The 17,554-nt window shown below is 70.7% G+C and carries 15 protein-coding genes; 6 read left to right on the top strand and 9 right to left on the bottom strand.

The genetic code is table 11. The annotated features are described in order from the left end of the window. The first annotated feature begins 29 nt into the window (after nucleotides 1–29). Together bamA and WMF26_RS27005 are read left to right on the top strand one after the other, a co-directional pair. A complete protein-coding gene (gene bamA / locus WMF26_RS27010) occupies nucleotides 30–2,693 on the top strand; it encodes an outer membrane protein assembly factor BamA (RefSeq protein ID WP_437995016.1) in 2,664 nt (887 codons plus the stop codon). A gap of 295 nt (nucleotides 2,694–2,988) precedes the next feature. Continuing rightward, nucleotides 2,989–3,750, top strand: coding sequence for a rhomboid family intramembrane serine protease (locus WMF26_RS27005; RefSeq protein WP_020737351.1), 762 nt, complete (start codon nucleotides 2,989–2,991; stop codon nucleotides 3,748–3,750). 73 nt (nucleotides 3,751–3,823) lie between these two features. Here WMF26_RS27005 and WMF26_RS27000 read toward each other — a convergent pair whose 3' ends face one another. The 9 genes from WMF26_RS27000 to WMF26_RS26960 form a co-directional block, all read right to left on the bottom strand. Next, the gene (locus WMF26_RS27000) at nucleotides 3,824–4,126 is read right to left on the bottom strand and encodes a hypothetical protein (protein WP_061625145.1); all 303 of its coding nucleotides are present in this window, start codon (nucleotides 4,124–4,126) and stop codon (nucleotides 3,824–3,826) included. A gap of 135 nt (nucleotides 4,127–4,261) precedes the next feature. Further along, nucleotides 4,262–6,181, bottom strand: a complete 1,920-nt coding sequence (gene rpoD / locus WMF26_RS26995; RefSeq protein ID WP_020737349.1) for an RNA polymerase sigma factor RpoD — start codon at nucleotides 6,179–6,181, stop codon at nucleotides 4,262–4,264. Between the two features lie 120 nt (nucleotides 6,182–6,301). Next, nucleotides 6,302–8,251 carry a DNA primase gene (gene dnaG, locus WMF26_RS26990; RefSeq protein ID WP_437995015.1) on the bottom strand — a complete coding sequence of 650 codons (1,950 nt, stop codon included), beginning with the start codon at nucleotides 8,249–8,251 and terminating at the stop codon, nucleotides 6,302–6,304. 199 nt (nucleotides 8,252–8,450) lie between these two features. Beyond that, nucleotides 8,451–9,008, bottom strand: coding sequence for an ATP synthase F1 subunit epsilon (gene atpC / locus WMF26_RS26985; RefSeq protein ID WP_437331313.1), 558 nt, complete (start codon nucleotides 9,006–9,008; stop codon nucleotides 8,451–8,453). Nucleotides 9,009–9,015: 7 nt separating this feature from the next. Continuing rightward, complete coding sequence (atpD, locus tag WMF26_RS26980) at nucleotides 9,016–10,440, bottom strand: F0F1 ATP synthase subunit beta (protein WP_437331312.1); 1,425 nt, start codon at nucleotides 10,438–10,440, stop codon at nucleotides 9,016–9,018. A 227-nt stretch (nucleotides 10,441–10,667) separates the two neighbouring features. Further along, nucleotides 10,668–11,498, bottom strand: coding sequence for a 16S rRNA (adenine(1518)-N(6)/adenine(1519)-N(6))-dimethyltransferase RsmA (rsmA, locus tag WMF26_RS26975; protein WP_061625143.1), 831 nt, complete (start codon nucleotides 11,496–11,498; stop codon nucleotides 10,668–10,670). A 9-nt stretch (nucleotides 11,499–11,507) separates the two neighbouring features. Then, nucleotides 11,508–13,184: a DUF58 domain-containing protein gene (locus WMF26_RS26970; protein ID WP_437995014.1), complete on the bottom strand. Its 1,677-nt coding sequence runs from the start codon at nucleotides 13,182–13,184 to the stop codon at nucleotides 11,508–11,510. Nucleotides 13,185–13,190: 6 nt separating this feature from the next. Then, complete coding sequence (locus WMF26_RS26965) at nucleotides 13,191–14,168, bottom strand: AAA family ATPase (RefSeq protein WP_129577008.1); 978 nt, start codon at nucleotides 14,166–14,168, stop codon at nucleotides 13,191–13,193. Beyond that, complete coding sequence (locus tag WMF26_RS26960; protein ID WP_437995013.1) at nucleotides 14,165–15,628, bottom strand: DUF4350 domain-containing protein; 1,464 nt, start codon at nucleotides 15,626–15,628, stop codon at nucleotides 14,165–14,167. The genes WMF26_RS26965 and WMF26_RS26960 overlap by 4 nt, the downstream gene beginning before the upstream one ends. A gap of 219 nt (nucleotides 15,629–15,847) precedes the next feature. Between WMF26_RS26960 and WMF26_RS26955 the strand changes: the two genes are divergently transcribed. The 4 genes from WMF26_RS26955 (at nucleotide 15,848) to rimM (ending at nucleotide 17,533) form a co-directional block, all read left to right on the top strand. Next, entirely contained in the window at nucleotides 15,848–16,030 is a 183-nt protein-coding gene (locus WMF26_RS26955) for a hypothetical protein (protein WP_080682315.1), read from the top strand. 458 nt (nucleotides 16,031–16,488) lie between these two features. Next, a complete protein-coding gene (gene rpsP / locus WMF26_RS26950) occupies nucleotides 16,489–16,755 on the top strand; it encodes a 30S ribosomal protein S16 (RefSeq protein WP_012237071.1) in 267 nt (88 codons plus the stop codon). A gap of 1 nt (nucleotide 16,756) precedes the next feature. After that, entirely contained in the window at nucleotides 16,757–17,008 is a 252-nt protein-coding gene (locus WMF26_RS26945; RefSeq protein ID WP_012237070.1) for a KH domain-containing protein, read from the top strand. A gap of 12 nt (nucleotides 17,009–17,020) precedes the next feature. Further along, nucleotides 17,021–17,533: a ribosome maturation factor RimM gene (gene rimM / locus WMF26_RS26940; RefSeq protein WP_061625140.1), complete on the top strand. Its 513-nt coding sequence runs from the start codon at nucleotides 17,021–17,023 to the stop codon at nucleotides 17,531–17,533. The last annotated feature ends 21 nt before the right edge of the window (nucleotides 17,534–17,554 follow it).

The following is a 17,554-nucleotide window of genomic DNA, read 5'->3' as shown; positions in this document are numbered from 1 at the left end:
GCGCCTTGTACGCGACAGGCACCCGTTCAATGCTTCGCCTCCCCGGCCGCTGGCTGCGGCTCGTCTGGCTCGGCCTCTTCCTGGTGTTCGTGGCGGCAGCGACGATGCGGCCGCGGCTCGCGGCAGCTCAGGTGCCCGGAGGAGCTCCGGGCGCGCAGCCGCCCGCGGGCGGCGCCCCACCGTCTCCCGCCCCGGCCGGCGCCGCTCAGCCGTCCGCTCCGGCCAACGCGACCCCGGCCAACGCGACCGGGGGGGCCCAGCCTGGCGCCGGTACACCTGCGCAGGGGGCCGCTGACACGGCCGAGCCGACGCTCGACGTGGCCCCCACGGAGGCCGAGCTCGCCCGTGGTCAGCCGGTGGTCCAGGTCACGGTCGCTGGCAACCGGCGCGTCTCGACCGAGGACGTGCTCGTCTACCTGGGCCAGACGCGCGTCGGCAAGCCGTTCACCCCGGAGGGGCTGGCGCGCGACGTGCGCGAGCTCTGGGACTCCGGCCTGTTCGATGACGTCGAGGTCGACCTCACCCGCCGCGACGACGGGGTGAGCCTGCGGGTGCTCGTCCGCGAGCGTCCGAGCATCAAGGCCATCGAGTTCTCCGGCAACAACGAGATCGACAGCGAGGACCTCACCGAGGCGCTCTCGGTCGAGATCAAGACCGGCACGATCCTGAGCTACGCGGCGGTCCGCCGCGGCGTGCAGAAGCTCCGCGACAAGTACGCCGAGGAGGGCTACTTCCTCGCCGAGGTCAGCTACGAGGTCAAACCGGAGCGGGAGAACCAGGTCACCCTCAAGTTCACCATCAAGGAGCACGCGCCCGTCACCGTCCGGCGCATCACCTTCATCGGCAACCACAACATCCCGGACGAGGAGCTCCGGGAGGTCATGCTCACGGGGAACGGGGGCTTCTTCGCCTTCGGCACGGGCGGTCCGTTCCGCCAGGACGCGTTCGAGCGCGACGTCCTCGTCATCAACGCCCTCTACTACGATCGCGGCTTCCTCGCGGTGCAGGTCGCGACCCCCAGGGTGATGCTCACGCCCGATCGCACGGGCATCGAGGTCACGCTGACGATCAACGAGGGGCCGCGCTTCCGCATCCGCTCGCTCCGCGTGTACGAGCGGGACGCCGACGGCCGCGAGATCGAGCCGCTCGGCGGGCGCCGAGCGCTGCGCGAGATGGTGCGGGCCAAGCCGGGCGACTGGTTCAACCGCGCCGAGCTGGCGAAGGATCTCAGCGCGATCCAGACGCTGTACCGCGACGCAGGCTACGCCAACGTCGAGGCGGTGCCCGAGACCCAGCCCGATCCTGACCGGCGGGAGGTCGACATCTCCGTCGGCATCCGCAGGAACCAGCTCGTCTACTTCGGGCGCATCGAGATCCGCGGCAACACCAAGACGCGGGACAAGGTGATCCGCCGCGAGATGGAGGTGGAGGAGCGGCAGCTCTTCAGCGAGACGAAGCTCGAGCGGTCGAAGCAGCGGATCACGGCGCTCGGCTACTTCGAGCGGGTCGACATCTCCACCGAGCAGGGCGAGGACGACCAGCACATCAACGTCAACGTCGACATCGGCGAGAAGCCGACGGGCACCTTCCAGATCGGCGCCGGCTTCTCGAGCGTCGAGAGCTTCATCGCGACGGCGCAGGTCCAGCAGGCGAACCTGCTCGGGAGCGGCCAGTCGCTCTCGCTCCAGGCGCAGATCTCGGGCCTGCGGCGCCTCATCGACATCCGCTTCTTCGAGCCGTACCTGTTCGACAGCCCGTTCTCCGCGGCGGTGAGCGTCTACAACCAGCTGCGGGCCTACAAGGAGTTCTCGCAGACCTCCACGGGCGGCTCGATCACGATCGGCTACCCGCTCATCGAGCCGGAGCTCCGCGCGCAGCTGACGTACACGCTGGAGAACGACGAGATCTCGTCGTCCACGACGACCGGCCTCGGCACGGCGGATCCGCGGTCCACGTTCCAGCGGCTCCCGCTCTACAACCTCTTCAACGACGGGATCACGTCCAGCATCCGCCCGGCGCTCACCTACGACACGCGCAACAACCAGCTCTTCCCGACGTCGGGCATCTACCTGCAGGGCTCGGTGGAGCTCGCCCACAGCGCGCTCGGTAGCCAGAACGAGTTCCTGCGGTATCGCGCCACGGGGCGGTTCTACTACCCGATCACGGACAGCCTGGTCCTCAAGCTGAACACCGAGGCCGGCATGGTGACGAGCCCGAACCCGGAAGGCGTGCCGATCTTCGCCCGCTTCTTCCTGGGCGGCATCCTCGACGTGCGCGGCTTCGAGATCCGGGACATCGGCCCGCGCCTCCCGCTCCGCGAGTCGCTCGATCCGAACTCCGCGCCGATCGCGAACGGCGCGAACATCGGCGGCAACCTGATGTACTACCAGAACCTGGAGCTGGAGTTCCCGCTCATCGAGGCGGTGCAGATCAAGGGCGTGGTGTTCACCGATCTCGGCAACGCGTGGAACCTCGAGAAGCTCTACTGCAACGCCGCCCCCGCTTCGCCGCACGACGTCACGAACCCGTGCTTTTCGCTCGAGCGCCTGCTCGATGTCCGCACGTCGTGGGGGTTCGGCTTCCGGTGGTTCTCCCCGCTCGGACCGCTGCGCTTCGAGTGGGGCTTCCCGTTCAAGCGGTTGCCCTACGAGGAGACGTACAAGTTCGAGTTCAACATCGGCAACTTCTTCTGAGTCGCCGGTCGGCGGGCGCAGCAGGGACGTGCGTGCCTCCAGCGCGCACCGCCCGGCGGCGCGCCCGCTGGCACGGTGGCGCGCGCTGCCCGCGGCGCGCGCTGCGCGCCTTCTCGCGCGCTGCCAGGCGGACCCTGCCCGGGATCGTCCCGGATGGCGCGCTGCGTGCGGCGCGCCCGCGGCGCCCGCGCCGGCGCCGGACGCGGAGCGAATCGCGGTAAAGTACGGGGGCAGCGGGTTGCCCGGCGGGGGCGCGGCTGTTAGGTGGAAAGCTATGCGCCCGGAGCACAGCTCAATGGGGTTCCCCAAGCCAGGCAAGGCCTTGCTGGGGATGATGATCGCGGTCGGCTGTATCTGGGTGATGTTCACCCTGGGGCTGAACTGGGGAGGCGCCGGGGAAGGCGTGCTCGAGCCGTTCCTCGGCATCGGCGATCGCATCCTCCACGGCCAGGTGTGGCGGCTGCTCACCGCGCCGCTCATCCACAGCCCGAGCGACCCGTGGCACTTCATCACGACGCTGCTCGGCCTGTACTTCCTCGGCACCTCGCTCGAAGAGCGCTGGGGTCCCGGCCGCATGGTGGCGTTCCTGTTCGGCTCCGCGGCCTTCGCGTTCGCGCTCCAGGTGGCGATCGGCGCGCTCTTCCCGAGGGTGGCCTCGCCCGTGTTTTACGGCGGCCTCGGCATGATCGAGGCCGTCGCCGTCGCGTGGGCGCTCGCGCACCGGCACGCCACGGTCCGCCTCTTCTTCGTCCTCCCGGTGACGGGCACCATGCTGCTCGTCTTCATCTTCGGCCTCTCGGTGCTCAACGTCATCGCCATGCGCGCCCCCCCCGAGGGGCTGATCACGCCGTTCGGCGGCATGCTGGCGGGCTACCTCTTCGGCGATTTCTCCCCGCTCCGCCGCTTCTACCTGCGGATGCGCTTCCGGCAGCTGCAGGCGCAGTCCGCCGCGCTCCGCCGCGTCCCCGCGGCGCGCGGCCGCTCCGGCGGGGTCCCGCTCCGGGTCATCCCCGGCGGCCAGAAGGACCCGCCGAAGGACAAGCGCTACCTGAACTGAAGCGCGACGAGCGCTACGTGAGCTGAAGCCGCCGCGGCGCGCCCCTCACGCCCCTGAGCACGCTCGCGCGCGGTCAGGGCGCGGAGCACCGGCGGAGCTCGTCGAGCGTCTTCGCGCGCGTGAGGCAGTCGACCTCGCCCGGATCCACCTCGCTCCCGGCGAGCTCCCGTTTGCAATCGGACGTCCACTCCGACGAGAGCCGCTCGCCCTCGCTCGCGATCACCACCGCGGCCTTCCCCGAGCTCCCCGGCTCCGCCGGTCCCGATCGCTTCGCCTCCGCCGCCCACGCGGCGCGCATGGCTTCGCCGATCCTGCGGCAGTCGTCCTCGGAGAGGGTCTTGCCGCAGCCGCCGCCGAGGAGCGCGCCCGCGAGCACGAGGAGGGCCCGAGCGGCGCGCCGTGCGCCGAGGGGGCTCCCCCCCGCGCGGGCGCGAGGCTCGCCGGGGAGAGGCAGGCCGCGCGGCGAGCGCGCGGCGGCTACCTTCGGTTGCCGAGCAGGGCAGCCCACGGACTAGCTGTCGATGAAGCTCTTCAGCTGCTTCGACCGGCTGGGGTGCCGGAGCTTGCGGAGCGCCTTGGCCTCGATCTGCCGGATGCGCTCGCGGGTGACCTCGAAGTCCTGACCGACCTCTTCGAGGGTGTGATCGCTCTTCTCGCCGATGCCGAAGCGCATCCGGAGCACCTTCTCCTCGCGCGGCGTCAGCGTCTTCAGGACCTTACGGGTCTGCTCGGCGAGGTTCATGTTGATCACCGCCTCTGCCGGCGAGATCACGCTCTTGTCCTCGATGAAGTCGCCGAGGTGCGAGTCCTCCTCCTCGCCGATCGGGGTCTCGAGCGAGATCGGCTCCTTCGCGATCTTCAGGACCTTCCGGACCTTGTCGAGCGGGAGCTCCATCTTCTCGGCGATCTCCTCGGGGGTCGGCTCGCGGCCGTACTCCTGCACGAGGTAGCGCGAGGTGCGGATGAGCTTGTTGATCGTCTCGATCATGTGGACCGGGATGCGGATCGTCCGCGCCTGGTCCGCGATCGCGCGGGTGATCGCCTGCCGGATCCACCACGTCGCGTAGGTCGAGAACTTGTAGCCGCGCTTGTACTCGAACTTGTCGACGGCCTTCATGAGGCCGATGTTGCCTTCCTGGATGAGGTCCAGGAACTGGAGGCCGCGGTTCGTGTACTTCTTCGCGATGGAGACGACGAGGCGGAGGTTCGCCTCGACCAGCTCCGCCTTCGCGCGCTCCGCCATCCGCTCGCCCTCGCGGATGTTCTCGTAGGTCTCGCGGATCGCCGCGACGTCGATGTTGAGCTCCTCCTCGACCTTCTTCAGGCCCTTCTGGGCGTTCTTGATGGTCGACTCGAAGTCGTTGAGCTCCTCGCGGTTGACGTTGAGCTTCTTGGCGAGGCGGCCTTCGAGGGCGCGGTTGCCCTTCACCTTGATGAGCTCGCGCTTGAGCTCGCCCTTCGAGAGCCCCGTGCGGCGCTCCAGCTCGGTCGCGCCGGCCTCCGCCTTCTCGACCTTCGAGATGAGGCTCTTCAGCTTCTGGACGATCTTGTCGATCGTCCGCTTGTTGAGGCGCATCTCCTCGAGCGTCGTCACGAGCTCGGCCGTCGCCTGCGTCACCTCGACGTCGATCTGCTTGCGGCGGACCTCGGTCTTGACGTCTTTGCGCTCCTCGAGGAGCTCCGCCTTCTTCTTGTCGACGCGCTTCACCTTGTCGATGAGGCGGATGATGCGCCGGTCGGCCTCCTCCTCGTCGAACTCCTGGTCGTCGTTCTCGGCGTCCTTGATGAGCTCCTTCACCCGGATCTTGTGCTTCCGGAGCTTCTCGCCGAGATCGATGATCTCGCGGACGGCGATGGGGGAGTCGAGGATCGCGGCGTTGACCTTCTGCTCGCCGATCTCGATCCGCTTCGCGATCTCGACCTCGCCCTCGCGGGTGAGCAGCGAGACGCTGCCCATTTTGCGGAGGTACATCCGGACGGGATCGTTCGACTTCGAGTAGTAGTCGACGTCCTCTTCCTCGCGGTCGGGCGTGACGACGAGCTTCTTCTCGCCCGCCTCCTCGTCGGCGATGCGCTTCGGCGCGATCTTCACCTGGGTCGCGCCGTCGACGATCTCGATGTCCTCGTCGCCGAGGGCGCCCACCACGTCGTCCAGCTGATCGGGCGCGACGTCCGCGGGGAGCGCGTCGTTCACCTCGTCGTAGGTGAGAAAGCCTTTGCTCTTGCCGGTCTCGACGAGCTTCTCCAGGGTCTTCCGGTCCTTCTCGGACCGCTCGGCTCGGATGCCCGCGTCTCCTTTGTTGCTTGGGCGTGCCCCTCCCTCAGCGTGCCCGCGTGTCGAAGCGTGCCGCGCGCCGTTGAGCGCGCCGCCCCCCGCCGCCCTCGCGACCCCGCCTGCCCGACCGGAAGATTGCTTGGCCTTGCTCGCCATTACCTCATGCTCCACTTACGGCGACCAGCTCGCCGCGACCGACAAGACACACCAGATGATTCCGAGAAACTCTAGGGATCACGCACGTCGGGCCGCCACGTAGGGGCGACACGGAACGCATCAAGGAAGACCGAGCCCCCCCGCTCTTCGCTGGAATAGATCACGCAGCAACGCGTTTTCAGCATCGGCGTCGACCGCGCTCTTCTGGAGCTGGCTCATGACGGCCGCCTTCTGTCGCGCCAGGGCCTGCCTGCTCAACTTTTGTGAATTCTCCAAGAGCGTCGCCTTGGCCGTTGAGGCCGCTTCGAAGACAGGCGAGACCAGCCGTCCAGCCGCGAATGAATGGATCGGAGCCGGGACTTGCGCAAGAAATTCGCCGGCGGCAAGTCCCATTTCAAATGTGAAATTTTGACGCGCTGCGACAACAGCCAGGGCGACCTCGCCCTCGAGGCATTCCAGCGCGCTCTGCACCTCGTCGTCGGCCAGAAGCTCGGGAAAATCCAGGATCGAGCCGAGGATCTCGAGGCTGACCTCCTGGACCTGCGCGCGTGAGCGCGCGCGCTCCCACGTCTCGGTCGTCTGTCCGGAGGGGGTCACCTCGCGGGTGGGCTGGCTCCGCGGCCGGGAGAGCGACTCCTCGACGACGCGCTCGAGCTGCCGGAGGTCGTCGGGCGAGCGGCCGCCGATCACGAGCTTCGAGGAGACGCGATCGGCGTAGAGCTTCGCCATCATCCTGAGGTTCGGATCGTCCTCCTCGGCGAGCAGCGCGGCGACGGCGCGCACGCGGGCGAGCTGCTCGGGCAGCGACGAGCCGCCGAAGCTGTCGCCGTCGAGCGCCTCGTCGATGAGGTGCTCGAGCAGGCCGCGCGCTGCCTTGAGGATGCGGGCGACGGCGTCGGGGCCGTGCTTGCGCGCGAGGTCGTCGGGATCGACGCCCGCCGGCAGCACGGCGACGCGCGCGCTGAGGCCCGCCTCGCGGCACGGGGAGCGCGCCGCGCGCGTGGCCTTCTTGCCGGCCGCGTCGCCGTCGAAGAGAAGGGTGACCGCGGGCGCGAAGCGCTTGATGAGCTTCGCCTGCCCGGGCGTGAACGCGGTCCCGAGCGGGGCGATCGCGTGGCCGATGCCGCGCGCGTGGAGGGCGACGACGTCGAAGTTGCCCTCCACGAGCACCGCCTCGCCGCGCTGCCGGATCGCCTGGCGCGCCTGGTAGAGCCCGAAGAGGTGCTCTCCCTTCGTGTAGATCGGCGACTCGGGGCTGTTGATGTACTTCGCCGGGGCGCCGTCGGCCTGCGGCGCAGGGCCGCTGATGCCGAGCGACGAGAGCTCCGCGGGGCTCGGGTCGGGCAAGGCGCGCCCGCTGAACGCGATCACCCGGCCCATGACGTCGGTCACGGCGAACATGAGCCGGTGGCGGAAGCGGTCGTAATGGCCGCTCCCCGACGAGCGCGGCACGAGGAGCCCGACGCGCTCGGCGAGGACCGGGGAGACGCCTTGCTGCCGCAGGTAGGTGGCGAGCGCGTCCCAGCCGAACGGGGCGTAGCCGATCCGGAACGCCTGGAGGGCCTCGGAGATCGGGTCGACGCCGCCGTCGCCGTCGCGGAGGGGCAGACCGCGTCGCGCGAGCTCCTCGTGGGCGTGGCGCGCGAGCGGGTGGGGGCCGCTGCCCGGGCCGCCGCGGAGGCTGTGCTCGAAGAACGTCGCGGCGAGGTGGTTGACGGCGTAGAGGTCGTCCTTCGACCTGCGCGCCGCCTGCGCCTCGCGCCGCTCGGCCTCGGTCATCGATTCCGCCACCTCGATGCCGGCGCGCTCGGCGAGCGCGCGCACCGCCTCGGCGAACGTCCGGCCCTCGAGCTTCATCACGAAGTCGATGGCGCTGCCGGTCTCCTTGCAGCCGAAGCAGTGATAAAACCCGCGGTTCGGGTTCACGTGGAAGCTGGGCGTCTTCTCCTTGTGGAACGGGCAGAGCCCGGTGAAGGAGAGCCCGCGGCGCGTGAGGCGCACGCTTTCGCCGATGAGCGCTACGAGATCCGTGCGCTCTTTCACGAGCGCGATCGTCTCCGGAGAGATCATGGGCTGCCTTGAGGGCCCCGTGCGCGCGGGGCCCGCAGAACATCACGGGTGGACCCAGACAGCGTGGCGCGGTTCGCGCCACCGCCTCGGCGGTGCGGATAGCTCACGAAGCGGGAGATCCCCCAGCCCCTCGCGGCTTGTGTGAAGAACAGTGTCCTGTGCGGCGGCCGCACGCGCAAGGCGGTAGCCGCCAGGTACGTCACTTCGGATCGGGGAACGGAGAGCCGGGCCTCTTGTGGTCCGTGAGGCTCTCGTCGGGCTGGGAGGCCTCGACCATCTCCTCGACCGACGGCGCCTCGGCGTGATCGGCGAGGAATCGCGTGTCCTCGCGGACCATCGGAGGGGGCGGGTCGCCGATGAGCTCGAGCTCGGTGGCGAGCCACTGCTCCTCTTCGATGAGCTCACGACGGCGCGGATCAGTCAGGTCGCCTTGCCAGTGGTCGAGCTCTGCATCGACCTCCTTCAGCCGGCGGCGCACCCGCACGACGTCGACGTCGTCCTTCATGGCGAAGCGCTCGGTGAGCAGCAGCGCGGTGTCGTTGGCGACCTCGACGAATCCATGATGGACGGCCAGGCGGTGCTCCTGGCCGTTCTGGTGGTACGTCACGAGGCCGGTCCGGAGGGCGGCGAGCAGGGGCAGGTGGCCCGGGAGCACGCCGAACTCGCCGGCGACGCTCGGCGCGGTCACGTCGGTGACCTGCTCGCGCAGGGCGACGCCGGTCGGCGTCACGATCTCGAGGAGAATGGTGTCGGCCATGGCCGCGTCAGGCCGCCTTTCTCGAAGCCCGAGCCTTCACCTCGTCGATGCCGCCCACCAGATAGAAGTCCTGCTCGGCGACGTGGTCGAGCTTGCCATCGAGGATCTCCTCGAACCCCGCGATCGTGTCCTTGAGCGGGACGAGCTTGCCCTCGAGGCCGGTGAACTGGGCCGCGACGAAGAACGGCTGAGACAGGAACTTCTGGATCTTGCGGGCGCGCGACACGATGAGCTTGTCGTCTTCGCTGAGCTCGTCCATCCCGAGGATGGCGATGATGTCCTGGAGATCCTTGTAGCGCTGGAGCGTCTGCTGCACGCGCCGCGCGACGGAGTAGTGCTTCTCGCCGACGATCTGGGGATCGAGCATCGTCGAGTTGGAGTCGAGCGGGTCGACGGCCGGATAGATGCCGAGCTCCGAGATCGCGCGCGAGAGCACGGTGGTCGCGTCGAGGTGGGCGAAGGCCGTGGCCGGCGCGGGATCGGTCAGGTCGTCCGCGGGGACGTAGATCGCCTGCACGCTGGTGACCGAGCCCTTCGTGGTCGAGGTGATGCGCTCCTGGAAGGCGCCCATCTCGGTCGAGAGGGTTGGCTGGTAACCGACGGCGCTCGGGATGCGGCCGAGGAGCGCGCTCACCTCGGAGCCCGCCTGGGTGAACCGGAAGATGTTGTCGACGAACAGGAGCACGTCCTGGCCCTCCTCGTCGCGGAAGTGCTCGGCCACGGCGAGCGCCGAGAGCGCGACGCGGGCGCGAGCGCCCGGCGGCTCGTTCATCTGGCCGTAGATCAGCGCGGCCTTCGAGATGACGGGGCTGCCGTCGGCGAGCTTCGACTCGCTCATCTCGAGGAAGAGGTCGTTGCCCTCGCGCGTCCGCTCACCGACGCCGGCGAAGACCGACACGCCGCCGTGCGCCTTCGCGACGTTGTTGATGAGCTCCAGGATGAGCACCGTCTTGCCGACGCCGGCGCCGCCGAACAGGCCGATCTTACCGCCCTTGCGGTAGGGGGCGATGAGGTCGATGACCTTGATGCCCGTCTCGAAGACCTCGACCTTCGTCGACTGCTCGATGAACGGGGGCGGCTCCCTGTGGATGGGCGCCAGCTTCTTGGCGTGCACCGGGCCGGCCTCGTCGATCGGCACGCCGACGACGTTCAGGATGCGGCCGAGGCACTCGTTGCCGACCGGCACCATGATGGGCTTGCCGGTGTCGCGGACTTCCATGCCGCGCACGAGGCCGTCGGTGGAGTCCATCGCGATGGTGCGCACCGTCGACTCGCCGAGGTGCTGGGCGACCTCGAGCACGAGGTTGTCGGGCTCGGCCGAGATGCTCGGGTTGCTCAGCTTGAGCGCGTTCAAAATCTTGGGCAGCTGGCCCGACGGAAAATCGACGTCGACGACCGGTCCGATGACCTGGGTGATCTTTCCAACAACCATGGAGCGGGAGCCCTCCTCGTACGAGCTTTGACGAGTCGCGCGGCCCACTAGCACGGGCCTGCGCGTCCGACTAGTGGCCGCATACCAGAAATCCCGCGGCGCTTCTGCGGCGCTTCTCACGGATGTCTCGAGGCGAGGCGCGTGCGGCGCGAGGCCTTGTCTTCCCGGGGCGTGGCCCCATAGAGCGCGATCGCCCTCCGGCGAGCGGCGCCCGCGCGCGGACGCGGTCAGCGGCCCCGCTCGGCGGCGATCCGCGCGAACGCCTCGACGCTGAGCGTCTCGCCGCGCGCGTCGAGCGAGATGCCGGCGTCCTTCGCGTGGCGCGCGAGCTCCTCGGACGACCAGCCGTAGAGGTTCTTCCAGGCGTTCCGGAGCGTCTTGCGGCGGGCCGAGAAGGCGGCGCGCACGGCGGCGCGGAAGGCATCGGTCTCCTCGGCGCGCCTCGGGCGCCACGGCGTCAGGACCACGACGGCGGAGTCGACCTCGGGCCTCGGGTAGAACGCGCCGGCCCGCGCGACGAGGAGCCGGCGCACGTCGAACGCGGCCTGCACGAAGACCGAGAGCGCGCCGTAGTCGCCGCTGCCGGGGGCCGCGATGAGGCGCTCCGCCACCTCGAGCTGCACCATGAACACCGCGCGATCGATCTGGTCGGCGATCGTGGTCGCCTGCTCGAGGAGCCGGCCCGTGAGCTGGTACGGGAGGTTCCCGGCCACCGCGTGCGGGCGCGGACGGCCGGAGAGCGAGGCGACCCAGTCGACCTGCGCGGCGTCGGCCTCGAGCAGCGTCAGCCGGCCGCCCTCGATCGGATCGGCGAGCTGCTCGCGCAGGATCGGGACGAGGTCGCGATCGCGCTCGATCGCGACGACGTGCGCCGCGCGATCGAGGAGCGGCCGCGTGAGCGCGCCGAGCCCAGCGCCGATCTCGATCACCGCGCCGCCCGTGGGCGTCGTGGCGGCCTCGGCGATCCGGCGCGCCGCCTCGACGTCGACGAGGAAGTTCTGCCCGAACCCCTTCTTCGGGGCGAGGCCGCGCGCGCGGAGCAGCTCTGCGATCGACATCGTTCGTCCTCAGGTCTGCGGCGGGGGCGCCCCGCCGTGGGGCGCGGCCGCGGTTGGGCTCGGCGCGGCTGCGGTGGTCGGGCGAAGCCGCACCACGCGCACGCCGGCCTTTCGGAGCGCCGCCTCGCGGCGGGTCTGCGCCACCCGCGCGCGGACGAGCACGGCCTCGGCCGCGATCGGCGCGAGCTCCTGGAACGCCTTGTCTGTCGGCGTGGGGCGCCGCTGCTCGTCGTCCGCCTCGCTCTCCTGCGGCCGCGGAGGCTCCCAGGGAGGAGCGAGCCCCGGCTCGAGGTCGGGGAGCGTCCACATCACGTGGACCGCCCTGCGCGAGAGCCGTCGCACGGCCTCCGAGAGCCGGCCCAGCTGCGCGTCGGCGGGCGGCGGCGCGAGGACGTAGACCATGCTCGCGCGCGGCTTGGCGCGCGCGATGTGCGTGAGCGACTCCGCGACGCTCACGGCGGGATCGCGCCGGTCCGGCTCGGACCGCGCGGGCGACTCGATGCCGTAGCTCGCGAGGTAGCGGCGCAGCGTGCGCTCGCGCTGCGAGCGCCCGAGCGGCGCCGGCGCCGAGAACGGCGCGCGCGAGCGCATCGACTCGGCGCGGGCGGCCAGCCGATCGAGATCGCCGCGGCGGAGATCGTCGAGGCCTCGCGCGTCGAGCGGCCTGAGGTGCTCGAGGACGCGCGCCGCGACGTCCGTCTCGTCGAGCTCGCTGCGATCGGCGTCGTACGTGCCGCACCCGACGGTGAGCGCGTGCGCGATCTTCTGGCCGTGCCCGGGGCCGTGGTCGGGCGCGATGGTCACGCGAGGGCCGGGCGCGAGGATGATGAGCCCGACGCGGTCGCCGCGGCCGAGGTGCCGCGTGGCGATGGCCGAGGCCTCGTCGATCATGAGGTCGAGCGGCGCGCGGCCGAGCGGCCCGGCCCAGAGCTCCACGGCCGCGTCGACGAGGATCCAGACCACATCCCGCTCCTCGCGCTCGAACTCGCGCACGAGCAGCGTGCCCCGGCGCGCGCTCGCCTTCCACGCGATCTTCCGGAAGGGATCCCCCGGCTGGTGCTCTCGCAGCTCGCGGAGGTCGTCGCCCTCGCCGCGCACGCGCCCGGGCTTGCCGGAGGCCGCGAGCAGGTGGCTGCGCCCGCCGCGCGGCTGCGTCAGGTACGGCATGAAGGGGCGCGGCAGGACCTCGATCCCGTAGGGGTTCGCGAAGGTCAGGGGCACCTCGAAGAGGCCCGGAGCGCCGTGCACCTCGAGCGCGAGCCCGTGGAGCCCGTGCTGGCCGACGCGCGGCGTGCGCACGACGACCTTCACCTTGAGGCGCCCCGAGGCGGAGACCTCTCCGCGGCTCGGCTCGATGCGGACGTCCAGCTGCGACGAGGCGATCGCGCGCAGCTTGACGTAGCGGGCCGCGAGCGTGTCGCGGTTCCGCACCTCGGCCTCGATCTCCACGGTGCCTCCGCGCGCCGACCGGAGGACGCGCCGCGAGCCGCCCCAGAGCATCTCGAACCCGGCCGCGCGGATGCGGGCCACCGACACGAGCGTCACGCCGCGGGCGAGCGCGATGGCGACGAGGATCGCCCCGCCCCAGCCGACGATCGCGGGCTCGCGCGCGATGAGCCCTGCGCCCATGACCGCGACGCCGGCGATGGCCAGGTGGGCGGCGGTACGCGTGGGGTAGAGCTGCATGGGGAGCTACGCCGGCCGCGCCGCGCGGCGGTAGCCGACGCGCTGCACCGCCTCTTCGATGATCGCGTCGCGCGCCTTCGGATCCACGTCCGCGTCCGGCACGAGCACCAGGCGGTGCGCGAGCGTCGCGGGCGCCATGCCGCGCACGTCGTCCGGCGTCACGAACGGACGCCCGCCGATCACCGCCGCCGCCTTGGCCGCCTGGATCAGCGCGAGCGTGGCGCGCGGCGAAGCGCCGAGCAGCACGCGGGGGTGCGTCCGCGTGAACCCCGTGAGGTTGACCGCGTACTCGTACAGATCCTCCTCGACGTGGATCCGCCGCGCGACGCCCTGGAGCATGAGGAGGTCCTGGACGGCGAGCGTCGCCCGCGCCCGCGGCGGCTCGACGTTGTGCGCGCGGAGCATCGCCACCTCGTCCTTGTGCTGCGGGTAGCCGAGGCTCACGCGGATGAGGAACCGGTCGATCTGCGCCTCCGGAAGCGGGTAGGTCCCCTCGAGATCGATCGGGTTCTGCGTCGCCAGCACCATGAAGGGCGACGGCAGCTCGAAGCGATCGCCCTCGATCGTCACCTGCCGCTCCTGCATGGCCTCGAGGAGGGCCGACTGGGTCTTCGCCGGGGCGCGGTTGATCTCGTCGGCGAGCACGAGGTTCGCGAAGATCGGGCCGGGGCGCAGCGTGAAGGTCCCCTCCTTGGGCGACAGGACGTAGGTCCCGGTGATGTCGGCGGGCAGGAGGTCGGGCGTGAACTGGATCCGCCGGACGGACGCGCCCAGCGCGGCCGCGAACGCCTTGACCAGCGTGGTCTTCGCGACGCCGGGGACGCCCTCCAGCAGCACGTGCCCCTGCGCGAGCAGGGCGGTGAGCATCAGATCGATCGCGCGCGGCGATCCGATGTAAACGCGCGTGATCTCCCGCCGGACCGCCTCGATCCGCTCCCTGGCAGCGGAGATTTCGTCGACGGCGACGGCCTGAACCTGGTTCATCGAGCGCCTTTGTCAGAGGGTGGTGTTGCGGGCTTCGCTGCCGCGGGTGAGGGCCGCGCCTCGGGGGACGCGGTCAAAGGGGCGGAGGGCGCGCCGGGGTGAGGGTGAGGTCCCCGCGGCGGCTTTCGGCCGTCGGCGCCGCAGGCGGCGAGGACGCTCCGCACGACGTCGGCGGCGTGCAGGAGCGCGGGCCGGGACACGTTCGCCGGCTTCCCGGCGACGACGGACGCTTCGACTCGGTACATGGTGCCCAGTACCTCCTTGAATGCCGAGAGGGTCCGCTCGTCAAGAGCTCCCTCTCGGGCCACGAGCCGCGCGACCGCCTCCTGCGGCGGGTTCGTCTCGAGGCCGAACCGCACGGACAGGGCCTCGAACAGGGCGCTCTTCAGCTCGAGGAACGCGAGCCCGCGCGGGGACGAGGGGGCGGCGAGGACGGCGAAGCGCCCGGCGGCGCCTCCCTGCGCGACGAGCGGCGTGGGGCGGGCGTACCGGGGGAGCGGACCCCGGTAGGGCCGCGCCGAGGCGCGCGCGGTCCAGATCGCGAGGGCGAGGCCGGCGAGCGCGGCGAGGGCGAGGAGGGCGCCGCTGGGGAGCCCGTCGCGGCGGGCGTCCTCGACGGCGGACGCGAGCGCCTTGAGCTGCGCGTCGAAGTCCTTGCGGAGCGACGTCTCGCCGCCGAACGAGCTCTCCTCGTCGAACCGGTTCGCGACGATGTAGAGCCGACCCTTGTGCGGCTGAGCTCCATCCTCGTCGACCAGGTAGCGGGTCAGGCCCGAGGCGAAGGCGCGGTTGCCCGGGTACCGGAGCATCATGTTCATCAGCGCGGACGGGTCGCCCATCGCGAAGAGCCGGCCCTTGCCGACCTGCCCGGCGACGGCGACGATCACGTCCGGCTCGCTGAGCGCGCGGATCCGCAGCACGGGCGAGAGGTTCGGGTGCCGGAGGCCGGTCGCGTGGTTCGTGACGAGCCGATCGACGTGGCTGACGACCGGGTGCCGGCCGACCGAGTGGCCGCCGACGGTGTCGGCGACGGGCTCCGCGATGGCGAGGGCGGCGCGGTTCCGGAGCGCGGCGAGCGGCCGGGTCGGCGTCGGGATGCGCTCGATCTGGAACCGCCGGAGCGTGTCGTCGCCGCGGCCGAAGTCGTCGACGATCGCGAGCCGCCCGCCGGCCTTCATGAACGAGGTCGTCTCGTCCGCGTCGAGCGACTGCATCGGGTGGAGCACGAGGATGCCGTCCTCCGGGCCGATCTGGCTCCAGTCGAGCACAGCGACGGGGTGGACCCTGGCGACGCCGAGCTCCGCGCGCGCGATCTCGAGGAACTCCGAGCACCCCTCCCAGCTCGTGTCGTTCACGTCGAAGGCCGCGCTCGCTGTTCGAGCGGACGCGAGCAGCGCGATCAGGGCGACGAGCGCCGCGAGCGCGGCCTGGAGGGAGCAGGATGTCGCCCGCCGGCGCACCGGCAGACGCCGACGATCCCTGTGAAATTCGAAGGATGCGTGCGCAAGCCACGCGCCGTGCCGCGTCATGAGCGCCGCGAACATACCACTGTCGGCCCGAGCGATAACCTTGACCCGCCATCCCACATTGCTAGATTCGCTTCTAAGAGCGGGGTGCTTTCTCCCAGACCTCGTTCCACCAAATCGGCCGAGCACTCTACGAGGTGGAGGGGTTAGTCGATGCTTCCTCCGTTCATCATCGAGCAAATACGGCAGCGCGAAGAAGAGAAGGATCGGTCGCGAAGAGAAGAAATTCGACCGCGCCTCGAGCTGCCGATCGAACGCTACCCTGCACCTCGTCGTCTTCCCGACACGGAAGAGGACGATCCCAACCGGGGCGTCATCATCCTCGACCTGGGCTGACGCCACGTACGGCACGCCCCTCCGCGATCTCCGTGGAGACGCCGTTCCAACGGCCGAGCCCGCGGAACGTCCCCCCGAGCCCGCTCCGCTTTCCCCGCAAATCCCGAAACACCGGCGTCCACGCATCCTCCGATGCGCGCGCGTGACGCTCGGTTTCTCGTCTTACCCGAGCTCGTCCGGCGAGGACGGGATGACCGCAGGCCCGTGCCGCGTGCGGGGCATCCGCGTGCGCGGCACGCGTGCGCGGCACGCGGCACAGGGACGGGGTGGTGCGGGTCTGAAAAGTTGACCGATGTGGGGCTTGCCACGCGTGTGCGGGGTTGACCCGAGGCAGGATCTTCGCCTAGGTTGCGCCCCCACTTCTGGCGCCGGGCACTGAACGAGCTACGCTCCGGCGCCTCAGAGCAGGCCGTGCGCAACGTGAGCACGGGCTCTTCCATTCGATCGAGGTTCTACAGATGGCCGTTCATATTCGCCTCGCCCGCGCGGGCACCAAGAAGACGCCCTTCTACCGCATCGTCGTCGCCGATCAGCGCAGCCCGCGCGGCGGCAGGTTCATCGAGCGGCTGGGCACGTACGACCCGCGCAGGACCGAGATCCGCCTCGACGTGCCCCGCGTGAGGCACTGGATCTCGAACGGCGCCCAGCCGACGCACACGGTGGCGCTGCTCCTGAAGCACCCTGGGCTCGCCCAGGCAGCCGCCCCGGCGGACGCCGCCAAGTAGCATGGCCTCCTCGACGTCTCCGCTGGTCGATCTCGTGGCGCTCGTCGCCCGCGCGCTGGTCGATCAGCCGGACCGGGTCGTCGTGCGCGAGGTCGCGGGCGACCGCTTCCCCCGGATCGAGCTGACGGTCGCGCGCGAGGACATCGGCAAGGTGATCGGCAAGGACGGGCGCACCGCGCAGTCGATCCGGACGTTGCTGAGCGCCGCCGCGAGCAAGTCGGGGCGGCGCGCGCACCTCGACATCCTCGACTGAGACGAACCCAACGTGGAGCGACGTTACGTTCCCGTCGCGGAGGTCTCCCGGCCGCACGGCGTCCAGGGGGAGCTGCGGCTCCGTGTCTACAACGAGGGCTCCGACCTGCTCCTCTCGCGGCCTCCGATCCGGCTGCGCCTCCCGGACGGCTCCGAGCGGGACGCGAAGATCGTCGCCGCGCGCCCGAACGACAAGGCGCTGCTCGTGCGGATCGCCGGGACCGACGATCGAGACGCGGCCGAGGCGCTGCGCGGCGCCGCGGTGTGCGTGCCCCGGGATGCGTTCGCGCCGCTCGCCGAGGGCGAGTTCTACGCGTGCGACATCGAGGGGGCGCGCGTGCTGACCCCCGAGGGCGACCTGATCGGGCACGTGAGGTCGCTCCAGTCGTATCCGACCTGCGACGTGCTCGTCGTGGTGAGGAGCGGCGCAGATCCGCTCGAGATCCCGCTGACCGAGAGCTTCGTCGGCAGCGTGGACGCGGAGCGGCAGATCGTTCAGCTGGTGACGCTGGAAGGCCTCGTCTGAGCCGCCGTCCGGCTCGAGGCG

This window comes from Sorangium sp. So ce185 (assembly GCF_051526825.1).
In the GTDB taxonomy this organism is placed as follows: domain Bacteria; phylum Myxococcota_A; class Polyangia; order Polyangiales; family Polyangiaceae; genus Sorangium; species Sorangium cellulosum_D.
This window is presented reverse-complemented; position numbering and strand designations above follow the sequence as displayed.

Excerpts from the sequence above, each read along its gene's own strand:
- bamA (WP_437995016.1), top strand. The coding sequence starts at position 30 with ATGCTTCGCCTCCCCGGCCGCTGGCTGCGGCTCGTCTGGCTCGGCCTC.
- WMF26_RS27005 (WP_020737351.1), top strand. The coding sequence starts at position 2,989 with ATGGGGTTCCCCAAGCCAGGCAAGGCCTTGCTGGGGATGATGATCGCG.
- rpoD (WP_020737349.1), bottom strand. The coding sequence starts at position 6,181 with ATGGCGAGCAAGGCCAAGCAATCTTCCGGTCGGGCAGGCGGGGTCGCG.
- dnaG (WP_437995015.1), bottom strand. The coding sequence starts at position 8,251 with ATGATCTCTCCGGAGACGATCGCGCTCGTGAAAGAGCGCACGGATCTC.
- atpC (WP_437331313.1), bottom strand. The coding sequence starts at position 9,008 with ATGGCCGACACCATTCTCCTCGAGATCGTGACGCCGACCGGCGTCGCC.
- atpD (WP_437331312.1), bottom strand. The coding sequence starts at position 10,440 with ATGGTTGTTGGAAAGATCACCCAGGTCATCGGACCGGTCGTCGACGTC.
- rsmA (WP_061625143.1), bottom strand. The coding sequence starts at position 11,498 with ATGTCGATCGCAGAGCTGCTCCGCGCGCGCGGCCTCGCCCCGAAGAAG.
- WMF26_RS26970 (WP_437995014.1), bottom strand. The coding sequence starts at position 13,184 with ATGCAGCTCTACCCCACGCGTACCGCCGCCCACCTGGCCATCGCCGGC.
- WMF26_RS26965 (WP_129577008.1), bottom strand. The coding sequence starts at position 14,168 with ATGAACCAGGTTCAGGCCGTCGCCGTCGACGAAATCTCCGCTGCCAGG.
- WMF26_RS26955 (WP_080682315.1), top strand. The coding sequence starts at position 15,848 with ATGCTTCCTCCGTTCATCATCGAGCAAATACGGCAGCGCGAAGAAGAG.
- rpsP (WP_012237071.1), top strand. The coding sequence starts at position 16,489 with ATGGCCGTTCATATTCGCCTCGCCCGCGCGGGCACCAAGAAGACGCCC.
- WMF26_RS26945 (WP_012237070.1), top strand. The coding sequence starts at position 16,757 with ATGGCCTCCTCGACGTCTCCGCTGGTCGATCTCGTGGCGCTCGTCGCC.